Below are 11,799 nucleotides of genomic sequence, written 5' to 3' on the forward strand. Positions count from 1 at the left end.
GTCACGCTCCCTTCTTCGCGCGGCGTTCGGTGGGCTGGGTCACCCGGTCCAGCATCAGGCCGAGGCAGACGATCGCGGCACCGGCGACCAGACCGGTCGCCAGGTCGCCCCGGGCGAGGCCGGCGACGACCTCGTAGCCGAGCGCGCCTCCGCCGACCAGGCCGCCGATGATGACGACGGCGAGGACCAGGACCACGCCCTGGTTCAGGGCGAGCAGCAGCGCCGGGCGGGCCAGCGGGAGCTGCACCTGGCGCAGCTGCTGGGCGGGGGTCGCGCCGAGCGAGCGGGACGACTCCAGGGCGGCCGGGTCGACCTGGCGCAGGCCCTGGGTGGTGATGCGCACGACGGCGGGCAGCGCGTAGACCACCGCCGCCGCCACGGCGGGGGCACGGCCCACGCCGAACAGGGCGACCACCGGGATCAGGTACACGAACTGCGGCATCGTCTGGAAGACGTCCAGGACGGGGCGCAGCGCGCGCTCGACGCGGTCGCTGCGGGCCGCCGCGATGCCGGTCGCGAAGCCGAGCACCAGGGTGACGGCCACGGCCGCGAGGACCTGGGAGAGCGTGTCGAGGGACGGCTTCCACACCCCGAGCACGCCGATCGCGGCCATGGCGAGCACGGCGGTCAGCGCGGTGCGCCAGGTGCCGATCAGCCAGGACAGGGCGGCCACGACGAGCAGGACGGACCACCAGGGCAGCCACAGCAGGCCGTCGCGCACGGGGTCGAGGACCCAGGTGGTGAAGTGGGCCGCCCAGTCGGCGGTGCCGCCGACGACGGGGACACCGGTGTAGAGGTGGTCGGTCATCCAGTCGACGGCGCGGTTGACCGGCTCGGCGATGCCCAGGACCCAGGCGTCGGGCCAGTCGAGGCGTCCGGCGAGTCGTCCGGCGACGGCGACGGCCACGGTGCCGGCGAGGGCGTACAGCCACAGCCTGCGGCCGTTGGGCTGCGGTTCCTCGCCGAGCTTCTCCCCCGCCGCGCCGGTCACCCGGTCCAGGACGACGGCGAGCAGCACGATCGGGATGCCGGCCGCGAGCGCGGCGCCGACGTCGACCGAGGCCAGTGCCTGGTAGACGCGGTCACCGAGGCCGCCGGCGCCGATGACGGAGGCGATGACGGCCATCGACAGCGCCATCATGATCGTCTGGTTGAGGCCGAGGAGGAGTTCCTTGCGGGCCAGCGGGATGCGGGCGGTCAGCAGGCGCTGCCGTGCGGTGGTGCCGAGCGACTCGACCGCCTCCAGCACCTCCTTGTCGGCGCCGCGCAGCCCGAGGGCGGTGAGGCGGGCCATCGGCGGGGCCGCGTAGACGACGGTGGCCAGGACGGCGGCGGGCACGCCGATGCCGAAGACCAGGACGACGGGCAGCAGGTAGGCGAAGGCCGGGAGCACCTGCATGGTGTCCAGGACGGGGCGCAGCATCCGGTCCAGCCGGTCGGACAGGCCGGCGGCGAGACCCAGCAGCACGCCCACGACGACCGAGGCGAGGACCGCCACGACCATCAGCGCGAGAGTCTGCATGGTCGGCACCCACATGCCGAGGAACCCGCAGGCGAGGAAGGCGAGGCCGGTGCCGGCGGCGAGCCGCGGGCCGGCGACGCGCCAGGCGAGGAGGGAGGCGGCGGCGGTGACGCCGGCCCACCCGGCCGCGAGCAGCACCAAATACACGGCGCGTACGCAGATCACGACCGCGTTGCTGATGTGCCCGAGGAAGTAGAGGAACAGCGGGTGGCTGTCGCGGTTGTCGATGATCCAGTCGCTGACCTTGGTCAGCGGTTCGGAGACGTCGACGGTCAGCGCGCCCGGCCAGCTGCCGCTCGCCCAGCGGGCGTTGGCCAGCGGCACGAGGACCGCGGCGGCGAGCGCGAGCAGCAGCAGCTTGCGGACGACGGGGTGCTTGAGGAATGAGGGCAGGGCCGTGCGCGGGGCGGCGGCGGTGACAGTGGCCATCACACGGCCTCCTTGGGCTGCTCCGTCCCCGCTGTGACTGGCTGCTCCGTCCCTGCCACGACGCCGAGAAGCCGCTCGTGGTCGACCACCCCGAGACAGCGGCCGCCCTCCATGACCCGGGCGGGGGAACCGGTGCGCGCCACGGCCTCGATGGCCTCGGACACCGTCGCGTCCGGCGCGAGGGCGGGGCCCTGGCCGGCCTCGTCCGCCGACGCGTTGCGCATGGCCGTACGTACCGTCAGGACCTGTTCGCGCGGGACGTCGCGGACGAACTCGCGGACGTAGTCGTCGGCCGGGGAGCCCACGATCTCCTCCGGCGTGCCGAGCTGGACGACGCGGCCGTCGCGCATCAGGGCGATGCGGTCGCCGAGCTTGAGGGCCTCGCTGAGGTCGTGGGTGATGAAGACCATCGTGCGGCCCTCCTCGCGGTGCAGGCGCACGACCTCCTCCTGCATGTCCCGCCGGATCAGCGGGTCGAGCGCGCTGAACGGCTCGTCGAAGAGCAGGACCTCGGGGTCCACCGCGAGCGCCCGCGCGAGGCCGACGCGCTGGCGCTGGCCGCCGGAGAGCTGACCCGGCCTGCGGTGCTCCATGCCTTCCAGGCCGACCTTGGCCACCACCGCGGCGGCCCGCTCACGGCGCTCCGCCTTGCCGACGCCCTGGATCTCCAGGCCGTAGGCCACGTTGTCCAGGACCGTGCGGTGCGGGAGCAGGCCGAAGTGCTGGAAGACCATCGCGGCACGGTGGCGGCGCAGTTCGCGCAGGCGGGCCTTGTCCATCGCGCGGACATCCTCGCCGTCGATGGCTATGGTGCCCGCCGTCGGCTCTATGAGGCGGGTCAGACAGCGGACCAGGGTGGACTTGCCCGAGCCGGACAGGCCCATCACCACGAAGACCTCGCCCTTGCGGACGTCGAAGGAGACGTCACGGACGGCCGCCGTGCAGCCGGTGCGCTCCCGCAGTGCGGCGGGGTCGAGCGCGGCCAGGTCCGGGTCGTCGGGGACGCGGTGGGCCTTGGGGCCGAAGACCTTCCACAGGCCCTCGACGGAGAAGACGGGCTTCTCGGTCGGCGGCTTACGGGTCTCGGGCGTCTCGGGCGTCGTGCTGAGGGTCGTGGTACTCATCACGCCTCACCTCCCATCAGGTCGACAGCCTTCTCACCGACCATGAGCACCCCGATCATCGGGTTCACGGCGGTCATCGTCGGGAAGACAGAGGCGTCGGCGATACGAATTCCTTGCAGGCCGCGGATCTTCAACTGCGGGTCGACCACGGCCAGTTCGTCGTCGGCGGCACCCATGCGACAGGTGCCGGCCGGGTGGTACACGGTGTGCGCGACCTTGCGCGCGTACTCGCTGAGCTCCTCGTCGCCGGTGACGTCGGGGCCGGGGCACACCTCGCGCTTGAGCCAGTTCGCCAGCGGCTCGGTCCGGGCGATCTCGCGGGCGATCCTGATCCCGTCGACGAGCGTGCGGCCGTCGTAGTCGTCCTCGTCGGTGAAGTACCGGAAGTCGAGCGCGGGCTTCACGGACGGGTCGGCGCTGGTCAGGTACAGCCGGCCGCGGCTCCTGGGCTTGGGGATGTTCGGGGTCATCGAGACGCCGAACTCCGGCCGCTCGTAGCCGAGGCGCTCCGGGTTGTCCGTGAACGGGATCTGGTAGAAGTGGAACATCAGGTCGGGGCCCTGGTGTTCGGGGTCGCGGCGCACGAACAGGCCCGCGTCGGAGTCCATCGCGGAGTTCTCCGGAATCGGCCCGTCGGTCTCCCACACGATCACCGACTCGGGGTGGTCGAGCAGGTTCTCGCCGACGCCCGGCAGGTCGTGGACGACCGGGATGCCGAGGGCCTCAAGGTCGGCCTTGGGCCCGATGCCGGAGTGCAGCAGCAGGCGGGGCGAGTCGACGGCGCCCGCGCACAGGACGACCTCGTTGCGGGCCCGGATCAGCACCTCCTCGCCGTCCTTGGTGCGCACGTGCACGCCCTTGGCGCGGGTGCCGTCGAGCTCCAGCCTGTACGCCCAGGTCTCCAGCAGGATCGTGAGGTTGTCCCGCTCGTCCATCACCGGGTGCAGATACGCCACCGACGCGGACGAACGCTTGTTGTTCTCCGGGTGGTAGGCGAGGTCGAAGAAGCCGGTGCCCTCGGTGAAGGGCTGCTTGTTGAAGCCCTCGACGCGCGGGACGCCGAGCGCGCTCCGCGCCGCGTCGACGAAGTCACGGGCGATGGCGTTCCGGTCCTTCTCGTCGACCGGGACGATGTTGTTCTTCAGGCGCGCGTAGTACGCCTCCATCGGGACCGCGCCCCAGCCCTTGGCGCCGGCCTCCTCCCACTCGTCCCAGTCGGACGGCAGCGGCTTGAAGGCGATGAGGGTGTTGTGGCTGGAACACCCGCCGAGCACGCGGGCGCGGCTGTGCCGGATGTGCGAGTTGCCGCGCGGCTGCTCGGTGGTCGGGTAGTCGTAGTCCAGCTCGCCGCCGAGCAGGCCCATCCAGCGGCGCAGGGTGAGGACGTCGTCGCGGTCGACGTCGCTGGGGCCGCCCTCGATCACGGCGACGGTGGTGTCGGGGTTCTCGGTCAGCCGGGAGGCGATGACGGAACCTGCGGTGCCGCCGCCGATGACGACGTAGTCGTAGACGTGGGTGTTCTGGGACATGGGAGTAGCTCCAGGGACTTTCCGTGACGCCGCGTCGGGGTGGGCCGTGAGCGCCGTGGAAGTTGCTGTGGTCGTGCGGGTGCGGGTGCGCGGTGGCTGGTCGCGCAGTTCCCCGCGCCCCTTGGGTCAGCTGCGGATCGGTCGGTTCCGAGTCAGCCGGCGAACCAGCGGACCGGCTTCGGCGCGAGGTTCTGGTAGACGTGCTTGCTCTCGCGGTATTCGGCGAGTCCGGCGGGGCCGAGTTCGCGGCCGACCCCGCTCTTGCCGAAGCCGCCCCACTCCGCCTGCGGGAGGTAGGGGTGGAAGTCGTTGATCCAGACCGTGCCGTGGCGCAGTCGGCCGGCGACCCGGCGGGCCCGTCCGGCGTCGGCGGTCCACACGCCGCCGGCGAGGCCGTACTCGGTGTCGTTGGCGAGGGCGACGGCCTCGTCCTCGGTGCGGAAGGTCTCTACGGTGAGGACCGGGCCGAAGACCTCCTCACGTACGACGCGCATGTCGCGGTGGCAGTGGTCGAGGACGGTCGGCTCGTAGAAGTAGCCGCTCTCCGGGCGCGCCTCGGACGGCTCGGGGCGCTTGCCGCCGGAGCGCAGTACGGCGCCTTCCTTCAGCGCGGACTCGACGTACGCCTCGACCTTCGCGCGCTGCTGCTCGGAGACGAGCGGGCCGCACTCGACGCCGTCGGCGGTGCCGCGGCCGAGGCGGATCCGCTGGGCGCGGCGGGCGAGTTCGGCGACGAAGCGGTCCCGGACGGACTCCTCGACGATCAGGCGGGCGCCCGCGGAGCAGACCTGGCCGCTGTGGATGAAGGCGGCGTTGAGGGCCTGGTCGACGGCGGTGTCGAAGTCCTCGTCGGTGGCGCAGGCGTCGGCGAAGACGACGTTGGGGTTCTTGCCGCCGAGTTCGAGGGCGACCTTCTTGACGCCGGGCGCGGCGGCCTGGGCCACCTTGGTGCCGCTGATCAGGCCACCGGTGAAGGAGACGAGGTCGACGTCCGGGTGCTCGGAGAGCCGGGCGCCGACGGAGTGGCCGGGCCCGGTGACGATGTTGGCGACCCCGGCGGGCAGTCCCGCCTCGACGAGCAGCTCGATCAGGGCGATCGTCGTCAGCGGGGTGATCTCGCTGGGCTTGACGACGAAGGTGTTGCCGGCGGCGAGCGCGGGCGCGATCTTCCAGCTGGCCTGGAGGAGGGGGTAGTTCCAGGGCGTGATCAGCGCGCACACGCCGACCGGCTCGTGCACGACGACGCTGTGGACGTCGGGCGAGCCGGCGTCGACGACCCGGCCGGGGGCCTCGGCGGCGACGAGGTCGGCGAAGTAGCGGAAGGCGTCGGCGACGCAGTCGATGTCGACCCGGCCCTCTTCGAGGGTCTTGCCGGCGTCGCGGCTCTCCAGCAGACCGAGCTCCTCGCGGTCGCGCACGAGCAGGTCGGCCACGCGGCGCAGCAGGGCGGCTCGCTCGGCGACGGGCGTGAGCGGCCACGCGCCCCGGCCGCCGTCGAAGGCGCGGCGAGCGGCCTCCACGGCCAGGTCGGTGTCCTTCTCGTCACCCTCGGCGACCACCACGAACGGCGTCGCGTCCGCGGGGTCGAGGATTTCGCGGGTCGCGCCGGAGACGGCCGACCGCCACTCCCCTCCCACGTGGATGGTGCCGCGCGCCTGAAGTTCCGTACTGTCCGCCATGATCGGTGTTGCCTTCCGTTCCTGTTCAGAGCCCCTGTGTCACACATGTGTCACCCAGGGGGACCGAGTGCGCCTGCCCCCGGCCCACGGATGCATGCGCGATCCGCGGCCGAAAGTGCGCTGTGTCACTGAACATGCGGGCAAAACGGAACGAATCAGACCAAGATTCATGCCACGGAAGTCGCCGACGCCATGGACGCCGCAGAAACCTTTGACTAAAGTCAAAGAACTATGGAGCCAGTGTCGACGGACCATGTGACGGCGTTCCGCCGTTTCAACCGTTACTTCACGCGCCGCATCGGCGTGCTGGACGACCACTACCTCGGCCAGAACCGCCCGCTCGGCGAGGCGCGGCTGCTCTTCGAGATCGGGGACGGGATGTCCCTGCGCGAACTCCGGAGCCGGCTGGGTCTGGACGCCGGGTATCTGAGCCGGATGGCCAAGGCGCTCCAGGCCCAGGGCATGGTCACGCTGAGCACGCACCCGGACGACAACCGGCTGCGCATGATCGAGTTGACGCCTGCCGGGCGGGTCGAGGTCAAGGAGCAGGACCGGCGGGCGAGCGTGGTCGTCGCCGGGCTGCTCGGCGGCCTCAGCGCACCGCAGCGGGCCGAGCTGGCCGGCGCCATGGCCACCGCGCAGCGCCTGCTGCGCCTCGCCGGCATCACCGTCGCCCTCGCCGACGGCGCCGACCCGGACGCCCTGGCCTGCCTGGACGGCTACGCCGCCGACATCGACGAGCGGTTCCCCGAAGGCTTCGACAAGTGCGACCTCGTACGGCCGCAGGAGGTGTCCGGCAACGCCGGCGCGTTCTTCGTCGCCTACGAGGAGGACCGGCCGGTGGGCTGCGGCGCGCTACGGCGCCTCGAACCCGGCGTCGGCGAGATCCGCCACGTCTGGGTGCACCCCGCCGCCCGGCGCCTCGGCCTCGCGCGCCGGCTGCTCGACGCGCTCGAACAGGAGGCCGTCGCACGCGGCCTGACCGTCGTACGCCTCGACACCCATGCCGCGCTGACCGAGGCGCAGGCGATGTACCGGGCGTGCGGCTACACGGCCATCCCGGCGTACGACGACAACGTCTACGCCAGCCACTGGTTCGAGAAGCGGCTGGCGTCCTGAGCGGATCCGTCAGCTGAGGAACCAGACGATCACGATGAGGATGGCGACGGCGCAGAAGCCGAGCCCGCCGGCCAGCAGACAGCCCGCCGTGCCCCATCCGCCGAGGAGCCTGTCCATGAACGACCCCGGTGCCAGGGACGGCGGCTGCGCCGGCGGTGTCATCGGCGCCTGAGCCGTGTGGGGCGACGGCAGGGAGTGGACCGGCGGCGGCACGGACTGCGGCGGTTTGTCGATCCGCGTCAGCGCGTTCGACAGCAGCCGGCTCCACACCACCGGCGGCAGGTCCGGGACCCGGCCGCCCGGCGGGTCGATGATGCTCTGCCGCAGCCAGTTGCCCGTGGTGGGGTGCGGATCGCGGCTCAACCGGTAGAGCAGCTCCTGGAGTTGACGCAGATGGCGCTCGTCCCTGGCCAGCGGCGCGACGGCCCAGCCGAACAGGCGGGCCGCCCGGGACGCCCGGTCCGCTCCCGACCTGCCGTCCGCGCCCGGCCCGTGCGGCGTGAAGTACAGGTCGTTCTCCAGCACTTCGGCGCACAGCTCGTGCCGCAGCTCCAGCGGCCGCGCGTCCGCCCGGTGCGGATCCGCCAGCACGTCCAGCAGCAACTCCACGGACTGCGCGGGGAGTTCCCGCGTCCGCAGCTCGTGCAGCAGCACCTCGTCGGGCTGCCCGCGCAACTCCGCCAGCAGCATGCTCTGCCCCATGCCGTCGCCACGCCGGAAGCCGCACAGGTCCCGGTGCAGGGCGGGCTGGTGAAGGTGATGCGCGGACGCCACGGGCGGCGGCGCCGAGGGCGGGGACGGGGTGGGCGGAGCCGGCGTGGGCGGAGACGGCGTGGGGGCGGGCTTCGCGTGCGGGTGCGGATGCGGGTGCGGGTGCGGGTGGGCATGGGTGTGCGGGCGGGCGTACGGGTCCGGGCGCGGCTCCGCCGGGAGATCCGGGCGCGCGTACGGGTCCGTGCGCGACTCCGTGGGGAGGCCCGGGCGGGTGTACGGGTCCGTGCGCGACTCCGCCGGGAGATCCGGGCGGGGCGGTTCCGCGTATGCCTCGGAGGCGTACGCGGTTCCGTTCGGTTCCGACGTGACCGCGGCTCGGGCCGGGTCGCGGTCCCAGTCCCGGTCGCGGTCCCCCCGGTCCCGGTCGCGGTCGCGGTCCCCCCGGTCCCGGTCGCGGACGGGAGTCTCCACCGACTGCTCCGGTGCCACGCGCCCGGCACCCGGCCGGCGCCCCGGTTCCCCCGGTTCACCCGCCCGCGGCGCGGGCGCCGGCGCGGGGATCCTCGTGCCGTTCGGCGGTGTGCGGTCGGTGCCGAGGATCTGCTTGAGGCGGGCCCGTCGGCGCTCCCAGTCCAGTGCCGCGCCGCCGCGAAGTTCGTCGACCAGCTGCGGAACGCCGGCGTCCGCCCCCGGGTGCGCAAGCAGGTGCCGTACGAGTGCGGAGCCCGCCCAGAGCTCGAACCTGGAGCCGGCCGGTCTGCCGCCCCTGACCCGGGCCAGCGGGCCCGAGCCGCCGGTGTCCGGCTCCCAGCGCGGGACGGACGTGAGGCGCAGGGGGTGGCTGTCCGCCGTGTCGTACGTGGCGAAGGTCCACTGCTGCTCCAGCCAGGGGCCGAAGAGCAGGAACAGTCCGAGGTAGACCAGCGGCACCGCGTTCTGGTCCGGCCAGCCGGGGTGCCCCTTCTCCTCCTCCAGCAGCAGCGAGAGCCGCTGGGAGGGATCGCGCAGCCACTCCGCCGCGGTCAGGGTCAGCGCGTGGTTGACCGACGGCAGCCGGTCCAGCATCTCCGGCAACCGCTTGAGCGCCAGCGCGTCGAGCTTCGCGCTCTCGATCGGGTCCTTCTTCCCCGAGACCGTCTCGGCCTTCTCCCGGCTGCTCCAGCCGCCGTAGGCGAGCCCCAGGCACTGACGCACCTTCAGGGTGCCGCGGTCACCGACCAGGACATGGCTGACGGTGCTGGGCCGCCCGCCCCGGTCGGTGGTGGGCCAGCGCTGCACCAGCAGAACAGCGCCGTCGCCGGACAGCGTGCGCACGACGCTCGGCCGGGCGGCCGCCGCACCGGACACCCACAGCAACGGGCCCAGTTCCCGGCCGAGTTCCTCGGCGCGCTCGGCGTCGCAGGAATGGGCGACGGCGTTCATGCCGGTGCCCTGGCGGCCGTGGTTGCCGTCCCAGCGGTAGACGACCTGCTGTACCGGGCCCCGGTCCTGGAAGTCGTTCACTGAAATTCCCCTCCCTCGGACCCCTCGGGCTCCTCGGTCCCTTCCGGTGTCTCGTATCCCTCGGCCCGTCCGGGCCGCGCGGCGTCCTCCCACGGCACCGCCTCCAGCGCGGGCGCCTCGCCCACCGCCAGCGCGTCGGCGCCCCCCGGCACCTCGATCAGCCCGTGCAGGGCGAACAGCGACAGCAACGGCTCCAGCACCCGGCGGGGTCCCGCCCCCGCGGGATAGCGGCCCTGGTCCTCCTGGCCGCCGGTGGCCGACGCGATGTGCAGGGTGCACCGGCGGATCGCGTCGAAGGGGCGCAGCCACGCCTGGCCCGCGTGCCGGCGCAGCAGCCCGTACAGGTCCCGGCTCTCCTCGCGGATCAGCGCCGGGTCCAGCGAGTCGGCCGGCGGCCGGGTCAGCCACCGGTCGACGGGCGGCTGGAACCTGAGCAGGTCGGCCTTGCCCAGCACCATCGCGGCCGGCACGTCGAGATACCCGCCGCTCTTCGGCAGCCGGTCCAGGACCGTGCCGAACGCGAGGTCGCCGTCCCGGTTCACCTCCACGTCCCAGCGCTCTCTGGCGTGGTCGAGCTGCGGCAGCGGCAGGGCCAGCGCCGGGTCGACGACGAACACCAGGGCGTCGACGCCGAGCAGGAAACGCAGCGCGGCGTCCGTACGGACGAGGTCCTCGCCGCCGAGGTCGAAGAAGGCGACGGGGCGCACCCGCCCACGCGCGTCGGTGATCAGCAGCGACTCCACGAAGCGTGCGAAGTCGTCCATGCCCAGCGCCGGGGTGTGGTCCAGAACCTTGCCGCTGCGCAGCGGCTGCACCCGGTCGCGTACGAACCGGGCGTGCTGCTCGGGGTTGACGGACTGCCACTTCAGGCCGAACGGCTCCAGACCGCCGTCGGTGATCGCCGCGATCATCTGGGTCAGCAGATGACTCTTGCCGGTGGAGGACTGGCCGACCATCGCGACCGTCAGCGGGCGGCCGTACGTCAGATAGGGAACCGGGATGTAGTGCGCGGGGAACTCCGGGTCCGCCGTGCACTTCTGGACGGCGCCGCGCATGATGTCGGTCCGCCGCACCGGGTTGTTGATGCCCTTGAGGTCCAGCGGCTTGTACTGCATCCGGCTGTCGGTGACGAACAGCTTGCCGAGGTCGAGCCGGATGGACTCCAGGCAGTACGGGCAGAGCACCTCGGCACCGGTCTGCTCGGAGCCCGCTCCCGCGCGCGAACGGGCGGCGGGTGCCTGTCGTTTGAGCCGCAGCGCCTCCTCGAAGGCGTCGTGGTGCGGGCGGGTCTCGTCGGGGGGCACCGCGAGCCGGACGCGGCGGGCGGCACCCGGCGCCACGAGGTCGAGGACCTGCGCGGGCGTCGGCCGGTCGGCCGCCCTCGGGGCGAAGGCGTCCCGCAGCGTCTGGTCCAGCTTGCGGTGGTCGCCCAGGTCCGGGGGCGGCCGGTCGGCGGGTCCGGGCCGCCCCGTCGCCAGCCGGTACAGCACCTGCGCGGCGCTCCACACCGCGTCCCGCGCGTCGGCCGGTCCCTCGCCGCCGCGCTGCTCGGGCGGGCAGAAGGGGGAGCGGCCCCACGGACGCCTCGGACGTCCGATCCGGGTGACCGACTCCAGTCCCCACAGCTGGACCTTCGCGCCGTCCCAGAGCACGGTCGCGGGCGAGATGCCGCGCGGCACCAGGCCCTGGCCCTCCAGCAGGCACAGGGCCAGCATCAGGTCGCGGGTGAAGACCTCCTGGTCGGCCGCGCCCATCACATGGATCCGCGAGACGGCGGTGCCGCGCGGCGGTTCGTACAGCAGGAACGGCTCGGCCGTGTCCAGTTCGTGGCCGATGAGCCGGGGGAAGAGCGCCGCGTACTCCGTGTCGCCGAGCGCCTGGAGCAGTTGGACGGCGGTGCCCGCCTCGGTGTCCAGCAGGGCGCGCGCGGCCGGGTTCGCCGCGTCCTTGGCGCTCAGCCGTACCTGCACGCACTGCTGGCCGTCGTCGTCGAGCACGGCCTTGCGCAGCAGTTGGGGCAGCAGCCGGTCGCGGCGGAACTCCCGGCCGACCCGCACCGGTGTGACGCGCCGGCGTCCCGACGGCACGGTGAAGGAGAGCTTGTCCGGAGGCGGCCCGCCCGGCCCCGGCGGACGGGATTGCGTGGTGCTGGTCACCGGCGGTCCTTTCGTCGGTACATG

At 73.0% G+C, this 11,799-nt stretch carries 7 protein-coding genes; 1 reads left to right on the top strand and 6 read right to left on the bottom strand.

The annotated features are described in order from the left end of the window. Window position 1 precedes the first annotated feature (1 nt). The 4 genes from ACGFW6_RS30785 to ACGFW6_RS30800 all read right to left on the bottom strand — a co-directional run bounded on the left by ACGFW6_RS30785 (window position 2) and on the right by ACGFW6_RS30800 (window position 6,283). Window positions 2-1,951, bottom strand: coding sequence for an ABC transporter permease (locus ACGFW6_RS30785; protein ID WP_393516982.1), 1,950 nt, complete (start codon window positions 1,949-1,951; stop codon window positions 2-4). Next, entirely contained in the window at window positions 1,951-3,075 is a 1,125-nt protein-coding gene (locus ACGFW6_RS30790) for a glycine betaine/L-proline ABC transporter ATP-binding protein (RefSeq protein WP_393516985.1), read from the bottom strand. Before ACGFW6_RS30790 ends, ACGFW6_RS30785 begins: the two co-directional genes overlap by 1 nt. Continuing rightward, window positions 3,075-4,604 carry a GMC family oxidoreductase gene (locus ACGFW6_RS30795; RefSeq protein ID WP_393516988.1) on the bottom strand — a complete coding sequence of 510 codons (1,530 nt, stop codon included), beginning with the start codon at window positions 4,602-4,604 and terminating at the stop codon, window positions 3,075-3,077. The genes ACGFW6_RS30790 and ACGFW6_RS30795 overlap by 1 nt, the downstream gene beginning before the upstream one ends. A 152-nt stretch (window positions 4,605-4,756) precedes the next feature. Continuing rightward, window positions 4,757-6,283 (bottom strand): aldehyde dehydrogenase family protein, encoded by a 1,527-nt coding sequence (locus tag ACGFW6_RS30800; protein ID WP_393516991.1) that lies wholly within the window; start codon window positions 6,281-6,283, stop codon window positions 4,757-4,759. Between the two features lie 231 nt (window positions 6,284-6,514). Here ACGFW6_RS30800 and ACGFW6_RS30805 point away from each other — a divergent pair, with 231 nt between their 5' ends. Next, a complete protein-coding gene (locus ACGFW6_RS30805) occupies window positions 6,515-7,402 on the top strand; it encodes a GNAT family N-acetyltransferase (RefSeq protein WP_393516994.1) in 888 nt (295 codons plus the stop codon). A gap of 9 nt (window positions 7,403-7,411) precedes the next feature. Here the strand turns inward: ACGFW6_RS30805 and ACGFW6_RS30810 are convergent, their stop codons facing one another. Next, window positions 7,412-9,619: a hypothetical protein gene (locus ACGFW6_RS30810; RefSeq protein WP_393516997.1), complete on the bottom strand. Its 2,208-nt coding sequence runs from the start codon at window positions 9,617-9,619 to the stop codon at window positions 7,412-7,414. After that, on the bottom strand, window positions 9,616-11,775 hold the full coding sequence (locus ACGFW6_RS30815; protein ID WP_393517000.1) for a hypothetical protein: 2,160 nt from the start codon (window positions 11,773-11,775) through the stop codon (window positions 9,616-9,618). Before ACGFW6_RS30815 ends, ACGFW6_RS30810 begins: the two co-directional genes overlap by 4 nt. Window positions 11,776-11,799 lie beyond the last annotated feature (24 nt).

This window comes from Streptomyces sp. Y7 (assembly GCF_043195415.1).
Classification (GTDB): Bacteria; Actinomycetota; Actinomycetes; order Streptomycetales; family Streptomycetaceae; genus Streptomyces.